General features: G+C 55.0%; 9 protein-coding genes, 1 tRNA gene and 2 pseudogenes. 3 read left to right on the top strand and 9 right to left on the bottom strand.

The features are described from left to right. Nucleotides 1–310: 310 nt before the first annotated feature. The 8 genes and pseudogenes from OSC10802_RS0112530 to OSC10802_RS0112490 form a co-directional block, all read right to left on the bottom strand. On the bottom strand, nt 311–1,633 hold the full coding sequence (locus OSC10802_RS0112530) for a DHH family phosphoesterase (RefSeq protein WP_017717111.1): 1,323 nt from the start codon (nt 1,631–1,633) through the stop codon (nt 311–313). 344 nt (nt 1,634–1,977) lie between these two features. Beyond that, nucleotides 1,978–2,475: an HNH endonuclease gene (locus OSC10802_RS0112520; RefSeq protein ID WP_017717109.1), complete on the bottom strand. Its 498-nt coding sequence runs from the start codon at nt 2,473–2,475 to the stop codon at nt 1,978–1,980. Nucleotides 2,476–2,939: 464 nt separating this feature from the next. Then, a complete protein-coding gene (locus OSC10802_RS54335; protein ID WP_017717108.1) occupies nt 2,940–8,918 on the bottom strand; it encodes a PAS domain S-box protein in 5,979 nt (1,992 codons plus the stop codon). 447 nt (nt 8,919–9,365) lie between these two features. Next, complete coding sequence (locus OSC10802_RS54330) at nt 9,366–9,629, bottom strand: hypothetical protein (RefSeq protein ID WP_017717107.1); 264 nt, start codon at nt 9,627–9,629, stop codon at nt 9,366–9,368. Nucleotides 9,630–9,789: 160 nt separating this feature from the next. After that, complete coding sequence (locus OSC10802_RS44305; RefSeq protein ID WP_198525109.1) at nt 9,790–13,872, bottom strand: PAS domain S-box protein; 4,083 nt, start codon at nt 13,870–13,872, stop codon at nt 9,790–9,792. Between the two features lie 256 nt (nt 13,873–14,128). Continuing rightward, nucleotides 14,129–15,703 (bottom strand): annotated as a pseudogene (locus OSC10802_RS56965) (adenylate/guanylate cyclase domain-containing protein); the annotation flags it as partial. 147 nt (nt 15,704–15,850) lie between these two features. After that, nucleotides 15,851–16,567 (bottom strand): annotated as a pseudogene (locus OSC10802_RS56960) (DAHL domain-containing protein); the annotation flags it as partial. A 32-nt stretch (nt 16,568–16,599) separates the two neighbouring features. Beyond that, the gene (locus OSC10802_RS0112490; RefSeq protein ID WP_026098419.1) at nt 16,600–17,643 is read right to left on the bottom strand and encodes a cytochrome-c peroxidase; all 1,044 of its coding nucleotides are present in this window, start codon (nt 17,641–17,643) and stop codon (nt 16,600–16,602) included. A 1,556-nt stretch (nt 17,644–19,199) separates the two neighbouring features. On the opposite strand from OSC10802_RS0112490, the gene alr reads away from it, so the two are divergent. Continuing rightward, complete coding sequence (gene alr / locus OSC10802_RS0112485; RefSeq protein ID WP_044170109.1) at nt 19,200–20,390, top strand: alanine racemase; 1,191 nt, start codon at nt 19,200–19,202, stop codon at nt 20,388–20,390. Nucleotides 20,391–20,863: 473 nt separating this feature from the next. Further along, nucleotides 20,864–20,955 (top strand) — tRNA-Ser (locus OSC10802_RS0112480). Between the two features lie 128 nt (nt 20,956–21,083). Here OSC10802_RS0112480 and OSC10802_RS0112470 read toward each other — a convergent pair. Beyond that, a complete protein-coding gene (locus OSC10802_RS0112470) occupies nt 21,084–22,022 on the bottom strand; it encodes a serine hydrolase (protein WP_026098417.1) in 939 nt (312 codons plus the stop codon). A gap of 136 nt (nt 22,023–22,158) precedes the next feature. On the opposite strand from OSC10802_RS0112470, the gene OSC10802_RS0112465 reads away from it, so the two are divergent. Beyond that, entirely contained in the window at nt 22,159–22,911 is a 753-nt protein-coding gene (locus tag OSC10802_RS0112465) for a C40 family peptidase (protein ID WP_017717101.1), read from the top strand. The last annotated feature ends 1,052 nt before the right edge of the window (nt 22,912–23,963 follow it).

The following is a 23,963-nucleotide window of genomic DNA, read 5'->3' as shown; positions in this document are numbered from 1 at the left end:
GTAGGGCAGGCGTCCCGCCCCCCCTGAAGGTCTAATGTTCTAACCTAAGTGCATACTGCTATAACTGTCTGCTGCGACAATAAGCCGGTGCCAGAGGCGATATAGCAGCAGTCATATTGGTTAGGACACGCTATGGCCCAATACGATCTGCTCCGATATCAGAGGGTAGGGGCGGGTTTATCGGTGCTGTAGCTGTGTGGCACTCTTTGTGGGTGAGCCCGCCCCTACATCATGTTAAACCCTCTGTCCTAACCTAAGTGCCTACTGCTATAAATCGCATTTGTGCGAGAATTCCCGAGGGCCAGCCCACTTATTCAGTGCGGATCGGGTCGTCTTTGGGGCTGACCAAGCGGAGGAGCTTTTGCTTGATTTGGGCGTCGAAAACTTCCCACTTCATCTTGGCGTATTCCTTATTTTCGTTACTCCCAGAAAGAAATCCAACTGGAATCTCAAACCCGCCCGCCTGAGAGCGCCCGCCGCCAAAAAAGCGTCCCGAGCCGTCTTGGCCAAAAGCTGCTTTAATGAACTCGTCGGCGTCGAGGGTGAGCTTGTGCGTGCGCAAAGAGCCGGTGACCACCTCCTGATCCATATCCTCATCGCGGACAATCCCGTAAACCACAGCGGTGTGGACATTTTCTTCCGTGAGCAAGAAATCCGCCGCTTGAGGGATCGCATCTCGGTCTTCGTAGCGCAAGTAGCCGACACCGGCAATGGAAAAATTATTCTGAACCCAACGGTTCTTCAGACTGCGCTCGATCGCATCCATCACCCGCTTGGAGCGAGACGCCTGCAGCACAGCAGAAAGCAGGTGGGTGTCATAAAACCGGCTCAGATACGCCGCAGCCAAGAAATCCTCTTCTTGAGCCTGCCTGAGGCCGGCAGTGTCAGATCGCAAGCCGTGCATCAGAGCCGTGGCGCACTTGACATGCTCGCTGCTGTTGGGGTCCAGTTGCAGCAGCCCCGCCTGCAGGTACTGCGCGAGAATCGTAGCCGTAGCGCGGATGTGGGGGCGGATATCACTAAACTCCGCATTCAGGTTCCCCTGCATCGTGTGATGGTCGATAACCGCCGTAACCGGAATCCCAGCCCCCCGCACCAGCGGGGTTAACTGGCAGGTGGTTCCCTGAGAGTCAATCAAAGCGCAGCCCTGATAGGCCGATAAATCCTTATTCTTAGCCGTTTCCAGAGGCCAGCGCTGCGCCGGCAGACCCGTAAGTTTCACCAGAGCGATATTTTCCTGGTGGCTGAGGGCACCGGCATACACGATATCACACTCAATACTATACTGCAGGGCGATTAACCTGTAAGCCCAGGCGCTCGAAAGGGCATCCGGGTCGGGGAAGTCCTGCAGGAGGGCCAGATGGCGCTCGCCCCGGTGCCGCTCCAGAGTTTGCCGCAGGGCGTCTGTCTTCAATTCTGGCGAGATTTCCGGCGATTTAGCGGCTGTTGCGGCGGCGGGCTTGCCCAAGCCAGCCAAGTTTGGCTGGCCCTGAGAATGGTTAGTTTCTCCCCTAGGCACTGCAGCCTCAAATTCTCCAGCTTCCACCGGCGCAGAATTCCCACCGCCATCCTTTGGGTGCGGCTCTGAGGTCAGTACCAAGCTGTTGCTGTGCTGCAGGGAATGAGATGGCATTTAAGGTGCTCCCCGTGTGTGAGCGCGAGAATTTATCGCACAGTGGCGGCTGCGATGCAACTCATGCCGCCACCGGCATTCGATAAATAGGTTAATCTACCGGGAGCATCCCGGTTGTGCAAAGAAGCCCATATCAATGCGACAATGATTTCACCAGGGGGTAGGAGGAGAGGATTTTTGGCCAGCTGAATCCCGGAAACGGGATTGAAAGAATCTGCCCCGATCTTGGCAAAAAAAACAGCACCCGTCACGCCCGGGAAGCCGATCCGGTCCGGTGTCGGCTTTCCGCCCGCCGCTGGGGGCGCTTGCAAAAAGCCCCCAGCGTTGAACCAACAGCAGGGGGCTTATGTACCTATTACATATTTTTGCCACTCTTTGTGCGAGCCACTTTTCAGATGCTTGCTCACCTCGAAGTGCAGGCTGCTGTACGGCTGGCGCGGCTGGTGGTGCAAGAGCATGTTAGCTTCCTTTGGCGTCCGATTGCCTTTGTGGACATTGCACCGGACGCAGGCTGTGACTATATTTTCCCAACTGTCGCCGCCACCGCGCGAGCGCGGTATAACGTGGTCGAGAGTCAGCTCGTCGCCGGTATAACCGCAATACTGACACGAGTGTCCGTCCCGGTGCAGGATATTTCGGCGGGTGAGGGGAATTTCTTTGTAAGGAACCCGGACGTAATGCCGCAGCCTAATCACCGTTGGCAGGGGTAACTCCGGGTAGAGATACTTGCCGTTGTGTTCGACCTGCTCCGCTTTGCCTTTGAGCAATAAAACGACCGCCCGCCGCCAGCTGGTGATATTCAGCGGTTCGTAGGAGGCGTTCAGGACTAGAACCTTGCCCATTGATTTTAAATTAACAGAATCTTTTTTAGTGATGGTAACACATCGTTGCTAAAATCAAGGGGCTTGGCAAGGAATCACGAACGGCGAAATAGGATAGCGCCGCCAGCTTTTCTCTTGACACACTACTTGCAGCAGTCGCGGTGATTAACGCACTCTATATGTAGGGGTGTGGCGTGGGGCGTTGGGGATTGGGGACTGGGCATTGGGCATTGGGCATGATCGCATTGGGCATTGGGTATTGAGTATTGGTTGGGGTGCGCCCTGAAACCTAACCCCTATAGGGGGATTCACTTCGATTAGGACACAAAGGACAGGCGGGACGCCTGTCCTACGCCTTATATTCCTAGGACAGGCGTAGGGCAGGCGTTCCCTTCAACCTCAAGCTCTAATGTCCGTTCTCTTAGTGGCTAGCGCTATAACACCCAACACCTGAAACCTAACCCCTACCTCCTAACCCCTAACCCCTAAAAGGCCGGTTCAGTTAGGCCGGCGAGCCGGTCGAAACGAAAATTGCTCACCAAATCGGCTAAAGCGCGAGCCAGAGTCGCGTTTTCCCTGGGAATTTCTTCAAGCAGCTCCAAAATCAGCTCGTCATCAGCGCTGAGAGCCGCGTGGCGCAACTGAGCCACCCACTGTGCCGGCATGACAGCCAGATCCTGTGGCGTCAGCTCCCAAGGCACAGCCGCCGGCTGGGGAGATTTTGGCTGGTCTTCTTCATAGACATACTCCACTTCCAGGTGCTCAGCGATCTTTGCCAGCAGCACCTCCTCACGAAAAGGCTTGCGCAGAAAGTCGTCGCAGCCGGCTTGCAAGATGATGGCTCGCTCCTCCTCAAAGGCGCTCGCCGTCAGGGCAATAATCACGGTATCCTCACCCTGGCGGGTGGCTTTAATCTGTTTGGTCGCCTCATGCCCGTCCATCACCGGCATGCGCATGTCCATCCAGATCAGGTGCGGCTGCCAAGTTGACCACAGGGCTATCGCCTCCTGTCCGTTGACAGCAGAGCGCACCTCAAACCCCAGCGATTCCAGCAGCTCAACTAACAGCTGGCGGTTCTCGGCGCGATCTTCCACCACGAGGATACGACACGGGGGCTGCCCCGGAGCTAGGCCAATTGCCCGCCGCGCCGGCTGTCGAGTCTCAACCTGAGCCACTTCAGCCAAGCCAACCCTGACATCAAACGTAAACGCCGTTCCCCGCCCGGGAGCGCTGCTGAGGGTGATGTCGCCCCCCATCAGCCGCACGAATTGCCGGCTGATGGGCAAGCCCAAGCCGGTGCCCTCGTGAGAGTTGCGCCCAACTTCCGTTTGCCCAAAGGCTTCAAACAGGGAGTCCATCTCCTCTGGGGCAATGCCCGGGCCGGTATCTGAGACTTCAAAGATGATTGGGCACTGGGCGCTGGGCATTGGGGATTTTGGATTGAGAATTGGGGATTGACTGTCTTGCTCGCTGCCCGATGCCCGATGCGCTATGCCCCATGCCCCATGCCCCAGCCTGACTCGCAGCGTCACACTGCCTTTTTGAGTGAATTTGATGGCATTTCCCAGGAGATTAATCAAAACCTGGCGCAATTTACTCTCGTCCGAGAGCACATACTGCGGAACGTCTGGGGCGCGGTCAAAGGTGAGTGCGAGCCCCTTAGAATTTGCTTTCAGTTTAAACATCTGCTCTAAGGTGTCGAGCAGATCGAAAAGGTCAAAGTCACTCTCACAGAGTTCCAGCCGGCCCGCTTCAATTTTAGACATTTCCAAAACGTCATTGATCAGCGACAGCAAGTGCTCGCCGCTGCGACTGATAATTCTCAGATGTTCCTGATGCTGCGGGGAGAGGGACGAGTCGCGGCAAATCACTTGACTGAAGCCCAGTATGGCATTCAGTGGCGTCCTGAGTTCGTGACTCATGTGAGACAAGAACCGGCTTTTGGCGATGTTGGCGGCTTCGGCTTCCCGTCGGGCTTGTTCCAAGGCAGAGTTTTTCAGGGTGAGTTCTTGGCGCTGCTGTTTTTCCTGTTCGAGGAGGCGAGCTTGGGCGATGGCAATGCCGAGTTGGGCGGCGACTGCTTCCAGCAGCTCAATTTCCTCCTCACTCCAGTGACGGAAGCGGTCGCACTGCTGCAAGCCAATGACTCCGTTTGGCTCGCCCTGGTAGGAGGTGCGAACGACCGCCATCGATTTCAGCCCAAATTGGTGGCAGAGGTACTCAGTGGCTTTTAACAGTGGGTCTGAGTAAACATTAGGAGAAACCACGGCCTTATCTTGAGCTATCGTCAGCTCGGCGTGGGGATTGCCGGCAACCGGAATTGCCATGTCGCGCATGGAGTTCCAGCCCGGAGTGAGATACTCCGCCACTATAGGAATTTGCTGTGCGGGTTCGAGAATATAAGTGTGAATCAGGCAGCGATTGACGCCAAAGGCTTGACCGATTTGAGTGGCTGCTGTTTCAATAATTTGCTCGAACTCCAGGCTCTGGCGGATTTGCTCGGTCAGCTGTTTGAGCAGCAGCATTCGCTGCAGCACCCCTTCCAGAGCGGCTTTGGCGGCGGCAACTTCTATCTCTGCCCGCTTGCGGTCGCTGATATCAAACAGCACCCCATACCAGACAATTTCTCCGCTGTCGCGGCGTTCCGGTCGAGACTTGGCTTGCACCCACTTGAGCTTTCCAGATGGGGTGAGGGTGCGCCACTCACAGGCAAACGGTTCCAAGGTTTGGGTGCTGATCTCGGTTCCCTGGTAAACCGCCTGTCTGTCGTCGGGATGAATATCTTCAAAGACTAGGGCGGCATTTTCTATTATCCGCTCTGCCGGCAATTCCAGGATTTCCCGGCAAGCCGAACTCATATATTCAAAGCTGAAAGAACCATCTGCGTGCCGCACAAATTCATAAATGGCTCCCGGTATGTTGGCGGCTAATTTCTGAAACCGCGCCTCGTTCTCCCGCAATGCCCGCTCGGCTTGTTTGCGGGCGGTGATGTCTTGCCCAATGCCAATCCGGCTGCCATCTGAAAGCCGGATGTTGGCCCAGGACGTGTCCACGATGCGCCCGCTGCGAGCCTGGGTTTTCATGTCCCGCCACTCTCCGGTTGCGGCGAGGATGAAGTCCAAAACCTGCTGGCGGTCTTCGGGGTCCGGATAGCACTCGCTCAGGAGGTCGCACTCTCCTAAGCTGGCTTGCGACCAGCCCAGGACGCGCTCTACCTCCCGATTGAGCAGGAGCATTTCGCCTTCGGGACTGTAAAAAGTCACCATAACCGGGATGTGGTCGAAAATGGTTTGCAGGAGTTCTTTCTGCTGTTGCAGGGTTTGTTCTGCCAGCACGCGGCTAGTGATGTCCTCGGCAATGCCCACAAGCCGGTACACCCGCCCGGTTTCGTCGCAGATGGGGAAGGAGCGGGCCCAGATCCAGCGGATATCGCCGTCGGGGCGGATGATGCGGTACTCCTGGCTGAATTCTTCTGCAGTTTGCAACTGGGTTTGGAAGGCGGCGATGGTCTTGGGTAGGTCTGCGGGATGGATGCTCTCGACCCAAGATTGTGGATGCTGGTAGAGGCTGGCGCAGCTGCGCCCCCAGATGCTCTCGTAGGTGGGACTGATGTAGAGCATGCGGTCGGCTTTGGGAGAAATGATGAAGAAGACTTCGCGGACATTTTCTGCGATTTGGCGGAAGCGCTCCTCGCTCTCGCGCAGGGCCATTTCCGCTTGCACGCGGTGGGTGATGTCCTCGGCAATTCCCACAACGCGGTAGACCTCATCTCGCTCATTGTGGATGGGGAAGGCGCGATCTCTGATCCAGCGCATCTCCCCATCCGGTCGCACAATCCGGTACTCCTCGTCGTACTCGCCGCGCACCTGTTTGGCAAACGCTGCTATAATCCGCTGCCGGTCGTCGGGATGGATGGCATCTATAAAGGATGTGGGTCTGGCGTACAGTTCTGCTACAGTTTGCCCCCAAATGGTTTCGTAAGCGGGACTGACGTAAATCATTTGGCTCTTCTCGGGGTCCGTCATCCAGAAGAGCTGGTGGATGTTTTCCGCGATCTGGCGGAAGCGCTCTTCGCTCTCGCGCAGGGCGATTTCGGTTTGTTTGCGCTGGGTGATGTCCTGGTCTACGCCCGCCATCCGCACGGGTGTGCCGGTGGCGTCGCAAAAGACCTGACCTTTACTGCCGGCCCAGCGAATGTTAGCGTCTGGTAAGACAATGCGGAATTCTATGTCGTATGGCGCTCCCTCTGTGAGGGCGCGGTTTACCGACTGGAAAACGAATTCGCGGTCTTCTGGGTGAAGGCTGGCGGCGAAGGCTTCATAGGTGGGCTGGAAGTATTCTTTTTTGGCGGGGTCGTGGCCAAAGAGGCGTTTCAGGCTGTCAGACCAGGTGAGGGAGCCGGTGAGGATGTTCCACTCCCAGGTGCCCATGCGAGCGGCTTCGAGGGCCATCTGCAATCGCTCTTGGCTCTCTCGCACGGTGGCGATTAACTGATTTCGCTCCTCTTCGGCGGTAGCTCGCTGGGTGATGTCGCGGAAGGTGACGGCGAAGCCATCGCCCAACTTGACGGAAACATTCTGAAACCGCGCTTTGATGCCTTCCCGCTCGTAATAAAATTCTCGCTCCTGCGGAACGCCTGTTTCAACGACCTGAACATACAGGTCAAACAGCCCTGTTTCGCCATTCCCCGGCATCTCCTGGAGCAGATATTTCCCTACGAGATCGTCTGCAGTGCGCCCGACTATTTTTTCTGCCGCCCGATTGACTAAAAGCCACTGAAAGTCTATAATATTTCCGCAACTGTTCCTGACAGCAGAAAAAGCCATCACTCCATCCAGGGAGCTATTGAGTACGCCAGCGAGGTGGGATTGGGACTGCTGCAGCTCGGCTTCCACTCGCATCCGATCAGTGATGTCGGTTTGAACGCCGACAAATTGAGTCACGTTTCCGGATGCGTCCCGGATCGGGGAAATGGACAGCTGATTCCAGAAGAGGGTGCCATCTTTGCGATAGTTTCGCAGCTTGACGGAACACTCTCTCTGTTCTTGAATGGCTTGGCGCATTTCTTGGAATCCGGGCTGATTGCTGTCTTCACTCTGCAAGAACCGGCAGTTTTGGCCTGTGACTTCTTCGGCGGCGTAACCCGCGATCCGCTCAAAGCCTTTATTGACGTAAATAATCGGGTTTTCGGGCTGGGTTGCGTCGGTAATGACGATGCCGTTGCTGCTCGCGTCTATGGCTCGTTCTAGCAGTCTCAAACGCTCCTCTGTCCGCAGGCGCTCGGTGATGTCTCGCACGAGAACTATAACTTCTTGCGAACCGCTAACCGCGAGTCTCGCTTCATAGCTGCAAAGGAAATCGCCTATAGACAGCTGGTAGTCAAAGCTCTGGGTGTCGCCCGTTTCAAGGGTTCGGGCTGCACTCTCCAAGAATTGCTGCGCTATGGGTGCCGGCATGAGTTCAGAGATTTTCCTGCCGGTAAACAGAGTGGATGGATCGCACAAATCTTTGGCTTCTGCTGCTTTGAAGTTGAGAAAAGTGCCATCTCGGCTGATGCAAAAGATTAAATCGGGAATCGCATTCAGCAAGGCGCGATTTTTCGCCTCACTCTCACGCAGCGCCTCTTCCGCTCGCACGCGGTGGGTGATGTCGTTACTTACAAACAGGACGCAGTTCTCTCCCCCAACCTCGATGAGCTCCGCTGAGCACAGCACGGTTCTCACCTCGCCAGAGGAGGTGCGCAAGCGGATTTCTTGGTTGCGAATCCTGCCGAATTCTAGCAATTGCCTGTCAGAGTTAGGGCAGTCTTCTGGATTGACGAGGAGATTTAGCTGGCTGGGTGCCGAGCCGATGACTTGCGTGCGAGTGTAGCCAAAGGTGCTGAGGAAGCTGTCGTTAACTTCCAGGTAGCGCCCGTCGGAGAGCCGGTTGAGGGCGATCAGATTTGGACTGCAGTGAAAGGCTTTGGCGAATTTTTCCTCTTCCCGGCGCAGGGCTGCTTCTGTGCGCTTGCGCTCGATAATTTCCTGCTGCAGCCGTGCGTTTTGCTCGCTCAGCTGCTTTTGCAGGTTGCAGATTTTCAGCTGGTGCTCTATCCGGACTAAAACCTCTTGCACTTGCACCGGCTTTGTGATATAATCCGCGCAGCCGGCAGCGAAGGCTCTCACCTTGTCGAATGCCGCATCTAGGGCGCTGACGAAAATCACCGGAATGTCGCGGGTTGGCTCGCAGGCTTTCAGCCTCTGACAGATTTCATAGCCACTGATATCTCGCATCCGGATGTCGAGCAAAATCAGAGCCGGTGGAGCCGCCTGACACGCATCAAGAGCCTGTTGCCCGCTCTGAACTCTGCGAACTTTATACCCCCGCTCAGTGAGCGTGGAGGAAAGCTGGCGCAAGTTTTCTGGATGGTCATCAGCGATTAAAATGTCTGCTTTAGTGGCCTCAGCTTGATTGCTATTCATCTTTAACTACCCGATTTTAGCTCAGCTGTTGCGCTACTAGCACTCACTCGCTAGGGAATAAATGCCCTTGCTCTGTAGGGGCGGCGGAACCCGTCCTTACTTACAGCTGTTTGGGGGAAAATATAGCATTTTTGCAGGAAGGCGGATCTAACTTCTCCCCCCACCCCCATCCCTGCCAGGATATGAGGGAATTCTCCCTCTTCTCCGCCTTCCCTTGTAGGGAAGGGGGCTGGGGGGTTAGGTTTTTTTCAAAAAAGGGATGCTACCTGTGGGGGCGGGGGAACTCCGCCCAAGCGCAAAAATTGCTTTGCAGCCCTTTTTAGAGAAGCTATCCCACACGATAGGGGCATGCTGCCAGCTCTTAGCCGGGCGCTTTAGCCCTCTGGGGACTGTCACACGGGTGCGAGGTGCCAGTTAAAACCATAATAATACTTAGACGGCAGTTCTTCACCAAATCCGCCCGCTTGTCACAAAGAGGGGCATTTTGTTCCGGAATTTGCAAGGGAGTTGCTGAAAAGTCAACTCCTCACCGGCACAGATAGCGGCGCGGTGCGGCAGCGCCACCCACCCGAGGAAGCGGGCATCCCAACAAAGGAAGCCGGCGCAGCCCTTGCTATGAATAAACCTGCCCCCCCAACGATAGCACTGTAGCGCCGGCACAACCGAGCGACCCGCTTCTTCAGGCGTGACCCCGCCTTCAATCACCGGCATTCCGGCCTGTCCTGCCCAGGGTTTGAGGGCCAGAAACTCAAAGAAACCGGGTAACTTCGGCGAAACTCGGTTTCTCCGCTTTTAGTTTTTCCAAGAAACCCGGTTTCTCAAAGAAACCGGGTTTCTGCGCTTTCCTCACTCACATATAAATGCTCTAATATCAATCGCTCTTTTTGCCTTTGAGCAGATAAGTGAGCATCTCTCCTTTACCTTTCACCTGAATGATCCCGCGCTCCTCACAGATATACTTATCCCGCAACAGCTGGCAAGTGGCTGCTGTCACCTGAATCGCCCCGGGAATGCCATGAGATTCCATGCGGCTGGCGGTATTCACGGCATCGCCCCACAAATCGTAGATAAACTTTTTCAGACCGATGACACCGGCAACCACGGGTCCTGAGTTGATGCCGGTGCGGATGCTCACCTTGCAGCCGGTTTCGGCAGAAAAGCTGGCAACTTCCCGCTGCATGTCGAGCGCCATATCCGCAACCGCCTCGGCGTGGTCGTGCCGGTGTACCGGCAAGCCCCCGACCACCATATAGGCGTCGCCAATCGTCTTAATCTTCTCCAAACCGTGCTTTTCTGCCAGCCGGTCAAACCGGGAGAATATCTGATTGAGCAGCTCCACCAATTCTGTGGGTGAAATGCTGGCAGAAAGCTCGGTAAAGCCAACGATATCGGCAAATAAGACGGTCACTTCCTCAAAGCTGTCGGCAATGGAGCCTTGCTCCCGCTTCAGGCGCTCGGCAATGGGCTCGGGCAAGATATTCAGCAACAGCCGGTCTGACCTTTCCCGCTCAGCCCGCAGGATTTCCGCCGCCCGCTTCGACTCCGTGATATCTCTCCCCGCGCCGGTGAACCCGATGGCATCTCCCTTGTGATCCCGCAGCGGCACGCCTGTAAATTGGTAGTCCAGCAAAACGCCATCCCTAGCAATCAACTTCGCCTCAGCCCACCGAGAATCTTCTCCTGGATGTTCAAAGGTTTGCTGAATCTTCAGGGCAATATTTTCTCTTTCCCCTTCCGCAAAGAAATCAAAAGCGGACCGGCCTTTTAGCTGAGCCGGCGGCAGTCCCGTAACCTGCTCCATCTGTTTGTTCCATTTTACCAGCCTGAAATTCAAATCAAACACGAAAATAATATCCAGCTGCGCCTCAAAAATGCTCTCCTGTTCTTCCAGCGCCCGCGCCAGCGTTTCCTGGGCTTGACGGAGTTCTGTGATATCGCTGGTAACAGTAAGTATGCACTCTCTCCCGCCCAAATAGATAATCTCAGCAGACAGCAGCCCCTCAATCACCTCACCTGACTTCTTGCGGAACTGGGTTTCCAGATTGCGAACTGTCCCCTCCTCTCCCAACAGCTGCACCAATCGGGTGCGATCTAACTGACGCACCCAGAGGTTCATCTCCTGGGTGGTGCGACCGATAACTTCTTGCCGGCTGTACCCAGTAATGCTCTCAAATCCCTCACTAACATCGATCATGAGTCCATCTGAAATCGTTGTGATCGTGATAGCGTCGGGACTCTGGCGAAACGCTTTGGAAAACTTTTCCTCTGACTCGCGCAGCGCCTCTTCTGCCTGCTTGCGCTCAGTAATATCTCGCAAGGCGACCACCCTGACCTGCTTGTCTTTATAGGGCATGACCTTTGCTTGAATCTCAATTGGAAACGTCGATCCGTCCTTTCTCAAACCGACCGATTCATAAGGATTTTCACGGGTTGAGAGCAGTTTTTGAGAGACAAAAAACCGGTTTCCCGCTACAATATAATCCGCCAGATTCGTGCCAGTTAGGTCGCCGCCCTCACATCCAAACATGCGGGCGAAGGCTTGGTTGCAGTCCAAAATCCTGCCTTCTTCATGCACCACAATCCCTTCAAACGTAGCCCCGGACAGTTGGCGGAACCGAGCCTCGCTCTCGCCTAATTGCGCCGTGCGCCTCTTGACTCTCATCTCCAGCTCTTGATTGGCCTTTTGCAGCGCCTCTTGCGCCCGGTTGCGCTCTTGGTGAAGTTCGACCGCCGCTGCAGCCGCCCGCAGGAGGTTGACTTCCGAAACTTCCCACCCCCGCTCCTCCCTGCAGCTGTCGAAGCCGAGAAAGCCAAAAAATTCGCCGTCAACAATTAGGGGTAAAATCAGAATGGAAAGAACCCCCTGTAGCTCTAAAATCTGCCGCTCGTCGAGGGGAAATTCGCTGACTGTGCCGGCAATAGGTTGCCCGCTCGATAGGGTTTCATGCCAGCGGGGCAGCAAGTTCTCTAAGGGGAAATTTTGCAACAGTGGATTGTCGATTTCAGGTGGCACGCCTGGGGCGCACCACTCGGCACGCTGGCTCGCCAGCAACTGCCCGCCTTCCCCTTGGTGATTTTCAAAGAAGTAAACGCGGCTAGCGCCGGAAGCTTGTCCTAAGGGTTCCAGGATTTCTGCAAAACAATTGCCGTCGTCCTTGGAAGCTAGCAACCGGCGCTGAACTTCTACCAGCGCAGCTAAATAGCGTCTCTCTTTGTGCAGTTCATCTTCGGCTCGCTTGCGAGCGCTAATATCGGTGCCAATGCAGAGAATGCCGGTGAGGTTTCCCTGTGCGTCGCGCAAGGCTTTTGTCGTCCAAGCCACCCAGACAGCCTCGCCATTGCGGCGGATATTTTCAAACTCGCTGTTCCGATAATCCTCTGGGGATTGCAGGAGCTTTTTGAGGATTTCTTGCCGGTCAGTTCCAGAGGCATCTGTTGAGGCGACAATTGTTCCGATCGGGCTATATCCCAGAATTTCTTCCGAGGCGTAACTGAAGAAGTTTTGAGCGAATTCGTTGAAAAAAGTAATGCGGCCCTCGGTATCCAAGCGCATAATGATGCTATTGGCATTCTCCACCAGTTGCCGGTACTTCGCTTCGTTGAGTTGCAGCGACTCTTGCGCCCCCAGCAGATCCCGCAAATTCTCCTGCAATTTGGCATAAATGAGCCGCAATTGCCGAGTCATTTTGTTGAATGTTTCCGCTAGCACCCCCAGCTCATCTTCCCGGTCCACCGGCACGGTTTGGTTCCAGTCCCCGCGCGACAGGGCAATCGCTGCTGCGTTGAGCCGGTGAATGGGCTGGACAATCCAGCGAGAGGTGAGCACCCCCAGCAGGATTGCTACCAGCAGCGCTGCGCCGCACAGGACAATCGTGGTGCGGGTGCTGGCTTCTATTTCATCCATAAAATCCGCCTCTGGAACTACCACTACAATCAGCCAGTCTGGGAGTGTTTGGAGTTGGGGATTGGGGGTGCCGGGATTTGGGGATTGGGGGATTTTGTTGCTCGTTTGCCTGAGTGGTGTGAGCTGCACGAATTGCCGCTTGCCGTCAATCTGGAAGGTTGTAGAAATGTGGCAGGGCGCTTGACAAATGCTTTCGATTTTGCTGTAATTATTTGTCAATTTTTCTAAGTGGTGCGCTGTGGCCCGAATCAAACTGTCCCCGCTCTCGGAAGCTTTGATTCGCTGCATTACGCCATCGCGAGTGGTGAATAGCTCCTCAGGGCTGGAAGCGGCGACGAGCAGTCCAGAGCGCTCTACAATAAAAGTCTGGCCCGTCTCACCGATTTTCAAGCCGCGCAGGAATTCTCCGATGTTTGAGAGGACGATATCGGCGGTCAGTACGCCGCGCAGCGTCTGGGTTTTGTCGTAGACCGGCAAACCGGCAGTGATGGTGAGCTGCTGCTCGTCAAAAACTGGATAAATTTCACTCCATACCGGCTTGCCGGCACGAGCGGCTGCTGTATACCACGGTCGCTTGCGGGAGTCGTAGTTTCGGTTGATATGCACCACCTGGGTGCGATTGCCTTTGCTGTCGGTGGCATAGAAATATCCATCGCCCTTGGTGGATGAGTCAGTGACGAGAATCCGCAAGGTGCCACGGCTCAAACGCTCTATGCCGGTGTACTCACCTGTTTGCGTACCCAGAGAAATGTAAGTGACTGAATCGAATAATTGAATCTGCTGCCAGAAGTGGCGCTCCCAGTCGCGCAAGTTCTCTAGATTCAACTGACCGAGGCGAATGGCGGAAGCGTTGATTTGATTGATTAGATGGGGGGTTGCCAAGAAGGACTGCAGCTGCAGCTGGATGCGGGCGGTAATTTCAGCGCGCAGATCGCTGGCGACGCTGTTAACAGCTTTCTGCCCGTTGTGCAAGCACAGCCACCCCACGATCCCGACGGCCCCACAGATTTGAATGACGAAGGGCACCACGACGACCAGGCGAAGGGGCACTTTTCTCAAAGGCTTTGAAAAATGACTGGCCAAAGCTCTCAATATCATGTCACGTCCGGTTGCATCGATTCTAGTAATTTTGGATTTTGGATTTTGGATTTTGGATTGATAAAACGGCAGGAAAGCTTTTTCAGCTAGAGGAAAAAATTCTGTCTATCTCAAGTAGGTATTATATATCTCTTTTGGGCCGCAAGAAGTAGTAGGGTGCGCTCTCGCGATTCCCCGGCACCTTTATCGTACAAATTCCTCACAGCGCTCAACGCACCTTGCTGGTGGCCATGCCGGTGAGCAGATAGGTCACCATCTCCCCCTTGCCTTTTACCTTAATCGCACCCCGCTTCTGAAACTCGTACTTGTGCCGCAAGAGCTGGTAGGTGGTATCCGTTACCTGAATCCCGCCGGGAATACCGTGGGATTCCATGCGGCTGGCGGTATTTACAGTATCGCCCCACAAATCGTAAATAAACTTTTTCAGCCCAATGACACCGGCAACCACAGGGCCGGTGTTGATGCCCACCCGGATGTGAAAGGTTTGGCCCGTCTCGGCGCTCAGCCTGCGGATTTCCTCGTGCATGTCGATGGCCATTTCCGCCACGGCTTCGGCGTGGTCTTTGCGGGGCACCGGCAGCCCGCCCACCACCATGTAGGCGTCGCCAATGGTCTTGATTTTCTCCAAAGCGTGCTTTTCAGCGAGCCGGTCAAACCGGGAGAATATTTGGTTGAGCAGCCCCACCAATTCTGTCGGCGTTATGGTGGCAGAAAGCTCAGTAAAGCCAACGATATCGGCAAACAGGACTGTCACGTCCTCGAAGCTGTCGGCAATCGAGCCGGTGTCGTGTTTCAGTCGATCCGCAATGGGTTCGGGCAAGATATTCAGCAGCAAGCGCTCGGCGTTCTCTCGCTCCTGGCGCAAGGCTTCTTGCGCCTGCTTGCGCTGGCACGCCTCCATTGCCAGAGTTGCCATATATGCCAGATAGCCGGCGAAGTTCTCTTCTTCTAGGGCCCACTGCCGGGGTGGCCCGACCTGTTCCAGACACAGCACCCCCACTGTCCGCCCGCCGAGACGCAGTGTCACGTCCAGCACAGACGAAATCCCCAGAGGAGTGAGATAGCTAGCGGAAAACTCCCGCGTCCGGGGGTCGGTGTGCGCGTCATGCGCCGAGATCGTGCAGTCGGTTTGCATCGCTTGGAAATAGCTGGGATAGTCTTTGGCAGACAGCCCGACACCGGCTGAATGCCGGTTTGCAGTGAGTTCGTAGAGCTCAGCGCAGCGCAGGGACTGCCGGTCGTCGCTGTAGAGCCACACGCTCGCCCGCTCCACGCCCAGGGTGTAAGCCCCTGTTTCGGCAATCTCCCGCAGCGCCGCGCTCAGGTCGCCGGTGTGCAGGGGCTGGCACCGCGCCAGTTCCATTAGCGCCGCCTGCTGCATTCGCAGTCTGGTTTCGCTGGCGAGCAGCACTGCTTCCATCTGTTTGCGGTGGGTGATGTCTTCGACGGTGCCCTCACAGTAAAGCAGGTTGCCTCGGGCGTCGCGCACCGCGCGGGCGCTCTCGGAAATCCAAATGATGCTGCCATCTTTGCGATACACTTGTGATTCAAACTGCACGACGGCATTGTGCTGTTCCACGGCGGCAATAAATTCCGCACGCCGGTTGGGGTCAGCGTACAGTTGCTTGCCGATCTCGGTGATGCTGGCCATCAGTTCTGCCGGTGAGGAGTACCCATAGATGCTGGCTAAGGTGGGGTTGGCGCTCAGGTATTTCTCCTCCCGCGTCGTCTGGAAAATCCCGTCCGTCGAGTTCTCAAAAATGCTGCGATATTTTTCTTCCGCTTCCTGCGTTGCTGACAGCGCCTCCTGGAGTTTTTCTTTTGCGGCGCTCACTGCCTGTCCCGCTTTTCTCAATTTTATGATAATGTAAGCGGAAATTACTGCCAGCAAAACTGTGGAAAATAGATACAGCAAGAAACGGTAAATGCCCACCGTTTTTAGGGATTTTTCGTAGCAGTGATTGTAAGCTCTGTACAGGGACTCGCTGCGCTCGGATGTAGGCAGGGAAACCAGCTTTTCCAGCAGCGCATCTACCTGAGGTTTTTTCTGTAAAATCACTTTCGCGTGGGCGATGGCCATATCTAGGTCTGAACCGCTCACCGCCAAACTGTAATCCTCTCGCTTTTCTAGCAGCCGGTCAATCTGGCCGTTGATTTTTGGTGCCAGATCTTCACTCGCCGTCAAGTTATAAATCAGTACATCTCGCAGCATGTCGTTGAGAAGGGCTGCCAACTCCCCGTATCCTTTTCGCGAAGCTTGTCCGGCCAGTTCTGTAATCAAGACGGGAAAATAGTAAAGGGAATTTTTAAGAACGGCATTCTCGGACTTAAATTTTTCGATTAAGCGCTCTTTCTCTGCCTGTAAATTGGCGCTTTCATCCAAAATGCGCAGGATTTCTGAACGCCCTCTGTCATTGAGAAAGCTGGGAGTTCGCTTCAGATCATTTTGCAGCTCTTTTATTTGCAAAAAGCTCTTCACAAAGCCGTCGTAGTGTGAGGTCAGTCCATACCTTAATTCAAAAACGCCGTTATTGAGGTTGGCATCTATGTCTTTGAGCTGGCGCAAATTCTCGTTAAAGCGGTCGTGCTGTTTAAAATCAATGGCCAGAGACTTCCCCAGTAAAAAACTGAAGATAATCAGGGCCATTGAGGCGAGCGCAATTTTTTTCTCGGCAGTTCTCATAATGACTTACCTTGATATTCACCGGTCAGGGCTGTCAGGAACTTGACAATCAGGTCGATCTCTTCTGGCGACAGCTGGCGTCCCAGCTGATACTTGGCCATCACCGCAATTGCCTCTGACAGTGTTTTGGCTGAGCCATCGTGAAAATAAGGCGATGTCAGGGTAATGTTCCTGAGGCTGGGAACTTTAAAAACGTACTTGTCTTGCGGGTTGCTGGTGACGTTAAAGCGCCCTAAATCGGCTTTCGTTACCTTCCCTCGCTCGGCGAAGTAATCTCCCATAATCCCAAATTTCTGGAAAAGATTGCCGCCGACATTCACCCCTTGGTGGCAGCTGGCACACCCGTAAGCCTTAAAGATGCGATAGCCTTCTTGTTCTTCATAGCTGAGAGAAGCAAGATTGCCGCGCAGGAATTTGTCAAAGCGGGAATTGGGGGTGTAGAGCGATCGCTCAAAAGTGGCAATCGCATTTTGGATACTCTCGGCTCTCATGTCACCGGCATACAGCGGGTCAAACAGTTTAACATACTCTGGCGATGCCTTCAACTTGCTGACAATTTCGGGCCAATTAGAATTCATATCGTTGGGGTTGTAGATTGCTTTATCGATCTGAGCTTCTAGGGTCTCGGCGCTGCCATCCCAATTCTGTTTAAAGTTTAACCCACTGTTAAAGATGGTGGGTGTGTTGACAGAACTCAGCGCACCATTCATGCCGGTGGAACGATCTATTCGATTTGTACCTCCTGTCTTAAAGTTGTGGCAAGTCGCGCAAGCGATAGTATTATTGTGCGAAAGCTGCGTATCGTAAAAGAGCTTCTCTCCCAGGGCCACTTTGCCAGCATCGAGTTGGATATGCAGCGGCACCGGCTGAATGGGTTCCTTAACCTCAATTCCCACCGGCTCGGGCTCCACCGGCACGGCACCCGACCGCTCAGTCATCTCAGGGTGCTTCCACAGTACCGCTGCTACAAAAGTAACCAGGATAGCACAGATAAATAAAAAACGGTTAATGAAACGCTTGCTGAGGGAAAAGTGTTTCATATTGCTGCCTCTTAGTGCTTGTACTCTGTTGTTCGCAAGCTTTCGGGTTTGAACCTCCCTAGCGATGGAAAGCGCCACTTTTGCTGGAAAGCGCCGGTGTCGCTGAGTGCTTGCAGTCCGGCTGCCGGTCAGGAGATAAATGGCCATCTCCTCTTGGCCTTGAACTGGCGGTTAGGGGTTAGGGATTAGGTTTTAAGGATTGGGAGAACAGTTGATCAACCCAATGCCCCATGCCTTTATGCCCCATGCCCCATGCCCTATGCCCCATGCCCCATGCCGGATGTCCGGCAATATTCACAGGATCGCCCCACCGCTTAGAGATAAACATTTATTATCCTGGCACGCCTGCTGAGAGTTGGGCGATCGAGGGCCTTAAAGCGACGCTCTCCCTGACTGTTAATTGGCTTTGGCTAGGACTATGCAGCCGTCGCCCTTCGTCTCCTTGTTCTGCAACTCCGCTGATATAGCAGTAGGCACTTAGGTTCGTACATTTCGGCCTCTTTTGCACCCCCGCACTCCGGCTCCTATTGTCCTAACCCATATTACTACTGGGATATAGACGTAGGGGAGGCGTAGCGCTAACGCGCCGCTGCGCTAACGCCGGGACTGAAGGTCTAATGTTTTAACCTAAGTGCATACTGCTATAACGCCATCGCTCGAGTTCTGAACTCCATCGTTCGAGCGTAGGTGGCCATCGTTCGAGCGTAGGTGGCCATCGTTCGAGCGCGGAGGTCCATCGTTCGAGCGCGGAGGTCCATCGGTCGAGCTTGGACCTCCATCGTTCGAGCTTGGAACTGCACCTGTGGAGCTTGGCGTTTCGGTAACAGGCGGATATCAAGTTTAGTTGATTAATTGTAATTTGCACGAACCCCGACGATTGCGGGCGCAACAGACAGCAGTGAGGGACTTGGGGCTGTGGGGCTGCGGATTTTCTTGCTGCATAGCCCTTTGGGCCGCTTCGAGATCAATCCCTGTCAGGGATGGAAAAGCGACGCACCGGCCCGCCTCCGACCCACCGGCTCGCTCTAGCCTCCATACACTGTAAAATTGAAAATGTCAAGGGGGTGCGTTTTGCGCAGGGGAACGCACCCTGCAACCGGCCCCCACCCTGACAAACATTGACAAAAAGGGGATACAAGCGAGCGCTGGGCGCAAACAAACGGCTTTGTTGAGATGGTATCCGGTTGATTGAGGTGAAATTGAACCGGCTGTGGGGCTCTGACAGAGCACAGCAAAAGATAAAGCCTAAAAGTTCTCACCCAGTCTAAAATCTAAAATCTAAAATCAACAGGACAGGCTGTCTTTTGTGCTGGGTAGCAGAAATAGGTTGCCCGTTCCATCTTCCCGCATATCGAGAGCGGGGGATCTGGAGGATCGAGAAACACTCTTGACTCGCCCCCAGACTTCTGCCGGTGGATTCAACCCCAACCCCGTCTCAGATACCAGTCTGGGAGCGGGTAAAAAACTTCTGCCGCCCCGCAGTGGGCTGTACCTGTCCGGAGGACTTGTATTGTGTGTAGTTCTTAGTGGTGTGAGTGAAAGAGGAGTGAGTGGAAATGCTTAGTTGGGAGCGGAGTCCGAGTCTGGCATCGATGCGGTGCGATCGGGCGTGGGTGGAAATTAGCTTGCCGGCGATCGCCAGCAACGTGCGGGAGTTCAAGCGCCTACTGTCGCCCCGGACGGAACTGATGGCGGTGGTGAAGGCGGACGCATACGGGCACGGTGCGGTGACGGTGGCCCAGACGGCGCTCGCTGCCGGTGCGAGTTGGCTGGGGGTGGCGACTATTCCAGAAGGGATTGAACTGCGAGAGGCGGGGATACAATCGCCGGTGCTGGTTTTGGGCGCTACTAACACCCCAGAGCAAATCCGCGCGCAGGTTCGCTGGCGGTTGCAGCCCACCCTGTGCACGCCGCAGCAAGCTCTCGTTTTTTCTGAGACACTAGAGTCGCTCAACCAGTCCGTGCCGGTGCACCTGAAGATAGACACCGGCATGTCTCGCTTGGGTGTGCCGTGGCAGCAGGTGGCTGAGTTTGTCGGGCTGGTGCGGCGTCTGCCCAATCTGACGATTGCCAGTATCTATTCCCACTTCGCCACAGCAGACAGTCCGGACCCCACCGGCATGCAGCAGCAGCAGGCGCGGTTTCAGGCTGCGATCGGGCTTTTGCAAGCCGTCGGCATTCCCCTGCCTCGCCTGCACTTTGCCAACTCAGCTGCGACGCTAACAGACCCCGCCCTGCACCTGGACATGGTGCGCGTCGGGCTGGCCATTTACGGCCTTTACCCAGCAGAACATCTCAAACAGACAGTAGACCTGCAGCCGGTGCTGCAAGTCAAGGCGCGGGTGACGCAAGTCAAGACGCTGGAAGCGGGAACCGGCGTCAGCTACGGATATCAATTTATTGCCAGCAAAGAGATGCGCCTCGCTGTGGTGGGCATTGGCTATGCTGACGGCGTTCCCCGCAACCTTTCCAACAAAATGAGCGTGTTAGTCCGGGGCCAAATGGTGCCCCAAGTGGGAGCGATTACAATGGATCAAATGATGCTCGATGCCAGCAGCATTCCCGATTTGCAAGTCGGTGAAGTCGTGACTCTCCTCGGGTGTGATGGTGCGAGTCAAATCTGTGCCGAGGACTGGGCTGCCAAACTGGGAACGATTTCCTGGGAGATTCTGTGCGGCTTCAAGCACCGGCTGCCCCGCGTGCCGGTGGGCCAGCTTTCAGCTGAGAAACAGCCAACTGTCCAGTGACATTGGCAGGCACTGATTGCTTGCAGGGGCGGGTGAGCGCCGAGATATAGCAATATTCACTTAGATTCGGACACGCTCGTCGGAATGATCGCCTCTCCTAGGAAGTCCCGACGTAGGGCACTTATATTTCTAGGATAGGCGTAGGGCAGGCGTTCCCTTCAACCTCAAGCTCTAATGTCCGTTCCCTTAGTGGGTAGTGCTATATCTGCCCAAAGGAGGCAGAGCCGACCGGATGGCGTTCCCAGGCGGTAGGGGCGCGTCCCGCCCCGCCCCGGAATGAGGGACGGGCTTTCCTGGAACGCCGGCACCGGCAGGCACCTAGCCCAGCCCACATAGCCTGGACTCTGGGCCAGACTCCGGGCCGGCCCAGCGGCGGAGCGGCAGGAATGGCCACAAAAGCGCCGAAAAAAAATTTTTCAACTTGCTTGTCACTGCGGAAAAAAGGTGTGCTACTATAAATACTTGTGAGCCGAGGAGAGGTGGCTGAGCGGTCGAAAGCGGCAGATTGCTAATCTGTTGTGCGGCAGGTAACTCCGCACCGAGGGTTCGAATCCCTCCTTCTCCGTACCAATGAGGATAGAAAGCCCATCCATCCCAGCCCGGACGCGCCGGAGGGGGTGCGCGATCGCTGGGAGAGTGGAGACCGAACATGTTCGGTCTCGAGGGCGAGCTTTTGGGGAATTTCACAGACAGCTAGCTGAGGCGTTCCACAGAGGCAGCGACTTGCTGGGAGACAAAAGGCAAAATCGCTTCGTTCTTGCTGTGATCCTTGCCTTCGGTAAACACGACCAGCAGATAGGGTGGCCGGTCAGGCAGCTCAATGTAAGCGGCGTCGTGGCGGACTTGACTGGTTAAACCGGCTTTAGACCAGACGCCGGCATCTTGGGGCACACCGGCACCCAAGAAACCCGTGACCTGATTTTCTGGGTCAGCTTCCAGATCCGCTGGGTCAAGACTGCGCTTCATCAGATCCATCATCGCTTGCGAGCGGGCCGACGAGACAGCCACCCCCCCAATAATACTGTGCGTCAGGCGCGCGGCGGCATTTGTGGTCAGCATATTGCGATTTTCCATCAACTCGCCCAAGGCGGCTCGCTCCCGACCGTAAGGCCCATCACACCAGGTTTTTTGGTTAACGTTAATCTTCTCCAACTCAGGCCAGCCCAAGGACTGGAAGTAGCGGTTAACGATATTGCGCTGGGCTTTCCAGGTTTCAAATGGTCCCGGCGGCAATTCCGGACCGCCGGTGGTGCCGGTGAGCACATCCACCACCAGACCGGTGGCGTCATTGCTGGAATCGACTATCATATCCCGGATGGCTCTGTCCAACTCAGCAGAAGGCTGGATCATGCCTTTTTCCATCCACTCGTGCACCGCCACGAGATAGAACAGCTTGACCACACTCGCTGGGTAGATGCGCTCGTCGCCGCGATAGCTAACCCCGCGCACGGGATGCTGCCAGAAAGCTTCCGGCGAGAGGGCTCCGCCTGTATTCACCGGCACCGGCGGATCGTAAACTATCCATGTGATGGCGATTTGACTGGGCGCTAATTTGGGAAATTGCTTCCAGGTTGCCTCCAGCACGCCGGTGCCAAAGGCATCTAATTGTTCGTCTTGACGGAAAAACGCTATCATGTGTAATCACCCTAGTAATGGCTAACGGGTAAGCAGTTGCAGGGGAAGCGGTTGCACGAGCGTGAGCAAAGAAGGAGGAACAAGCGACAGCGCACAATCAACAGTCCACAATCAGCAGTAAACAATCACGGACATGGTTTCTCTGGCCCAGCTGCAAGCAACCCAGACTTCTAACTCCGCTTCCTTAAGTGAGTGTGAGTACCGCTGTTCAGCAAACCTGAACCTCTATGATTCTCCCAGATGCGATCGTTTGGCAACTCAAGCCGCCTGCGGACGGCAGTTGCGAATTCTATCCCTGCCTTTCGCCGATGCGGAGGATATCGCCCGCACCGGCATTAACGTCCAGCTGTCTGAGGATGACTATCCCGGCTGGCTGGCCATCCGGGACCTTCACCTTCTGGAGCCGGCGGTGAGCCCCTATCAACCCCACTCGCTCTCTGAAATAGAAATAAAAGAGCGGTTGCCTCAAGTGATTGCCTTCACTCGCGCCGCCATGCAAACGCCCAACGAATACCTCTGGGGCGGCACGGTGGGGCCAAACTACGACTGTTCGGGACTGGTGCAAGCGGCTTTTGTTTCAGCGGGAATTTGGCTGCCGAGGGATGCTTACCAGCAGGAGGCGTTCGCGGTGCCGGTGGCCCTGGCCTCTTTGAAGTCTGGGGATCTGGTGTTTTTCGGGCCGGCGCACAAAGCCACCCATGTAGGGCTGTATCTGGGAGAGGGGCGCTACATCCACAGTTCCGGAAAAACCCAGGGGCGCAACGGCATTGGCACGGACGTCCTCTCGGCAGAAGGGGATGAGGTGAGCTGTGCCTATTACCGGCAGCTGCGGGGTGCCGGTCGCGTCACCGCCAGCTATTTCCCCAAAAGGAGATGTGAGATTTGAGATTTTAGATTGAGTTCATCACAGGGGAGTCCAAAATCCGCTTCGGGACAATTGAGAAAGCCGGTGTCTCCAACAAACTGGCTTTCTTGACAAAACCCCTGACATCTCCCCGCCGGATGAAAATCTCTCCCCCCCTCGCTCGCCAATCAGGTTAGGAACTCTGTTTCACAGTTTACGATTAAATGATTTTCACAAAACTCCGAGTTTATCCCAGTTTTGTATATATGCTTTCTTCCGGAAGTTAGAAATGTGTACCATTGGTACACAAAATAAACCGGTTAGTTGTCAATAGCTGGGGGTGCCAGAGCCAGGCCCAATGGCCCATCCCCCATTCCCCCATGTCCCTTTTTGCCGGCTTGCCCCCATACCCAAGGATGGGGAAACTCCATAAAATCTCAGGGTATCCGAAAGAATGGCTTTTACAAAACCCCGAGTTTATCCCAGTTTTGTATATATGCTTTCTTCCGGAAGTTAGAAATGTGTACCATTGGTACACAAAATAAACCGGTTAGTTGTCAATAGCTGGGGGTGCCAGAGCCAGGCCCAATGGCCCATCCCCCATTCCCCCATGTCCCTTTTTGCCGGCTTGCCCCCATACCCAAGGATGGCGAAACTCCATCAAATCTCAGGGTATCCGAAAGAATGGCTTTTACAAAACCGGGTATTTATCCCAGTTTTGTATATATGCTTTCTTCCGGAAGTTAGAAATGTGTACCATTGGTACACAAAATAGACCGGTTAGTTGTCAATAGCTGGGGGTGCCAGAGCCAGGCCCAATGACCCATCACCCATTTCCCCATGTCCCTTTTTGCCGGCTTGCCCCCATACCCAAGGATGGCGAAACTCGATCAAATGTCAGGGTATCCGAAAGAATGGCTTTTACAAAACCGGGTGTTTATCCCAGTTTTGTATATATGCTTTCTTCCGGAGGTTAGAAATGTGTACCATTGGTACACAAAATAAACCGGTTAGTTGTCAATAGCTGGGGGTGCCAGAGCCAGGCCCAATGGCCCATCTCCCATTCCCCAATATCTCTTTTTGCCGGCTTGCCC

The sequence above is a fragment of the Kamptonema formosum PCC 10802 genome (genome assembly GCF_000332335.1).
Classification (GTDB): domain Bacteria; phylum Cyanobacteriota; class Cyanobacteriia; order Cyanobacteriales; family Oscillatoriaceae; genus Oscillatoria.
Note: the sequence above shows the minus strand (reverse complement) of the source record. Positions and strands in the feature narration are given on the sequence as shown.

What these genes read in the sequence shown, in the direction of transcription:
- OSC10802_RS0112530 (WP_017717111.1), bottom strand. Translation starts at nt 1,633, where the DNA reads ATGCCATCTCATTCCCTGCAGCACAGCAACAGCTTGGTACTGACCTCA.
- OSC10802_RS0112520 (WP_017717109.1), bottom strand. Translation starts at nt 2,475, where the DNA reads ATGGGCAAGGTTCTAGTCCTGAACGCCTCCTACGAACCGCTGAATATC.
- OSC10802_RS54335 (WP_017717108.1), bottom strand. Translation starts at nt 8,918, where the DNA reads ATGAATAGCAATCAAGCTGAGGCCACTAAAGCAGACATTTTAATCGCT.
- OSC10802_RS54330 (WP_017717107.1), bottom strand. Translation starts at nt 9,629, where the DNA reads ATGCCGGTGATTGAAGGCGGGGTCACGCCTGAAGAAGCGGGTCGCTCG.
- OSC10802_RS0112490 (WP_026098419.1), bottom strand. Translation starts at nt 17,643, where the DNA reads ATGAAACACTTTTCCCTCAGCAAGCGTTTCATTAACCGTTTTTTATTT.
- alr (WP_044170109.1), top strand. Translation starts at nt 19,200, where the DNA reads ATGCTTAGTTGGGAGCGGAGTCCGAGTCTGGCATCGATGCGGTGCGAT.
- OSC10802_RS0112465 (WP_017717101.1), top strand. Translation starts at nt 22,159, where the DNA reads ATGGTTTCTCTGGCCCAGCTGCAAGCAACCCAGACTTCTAACTCCGCT.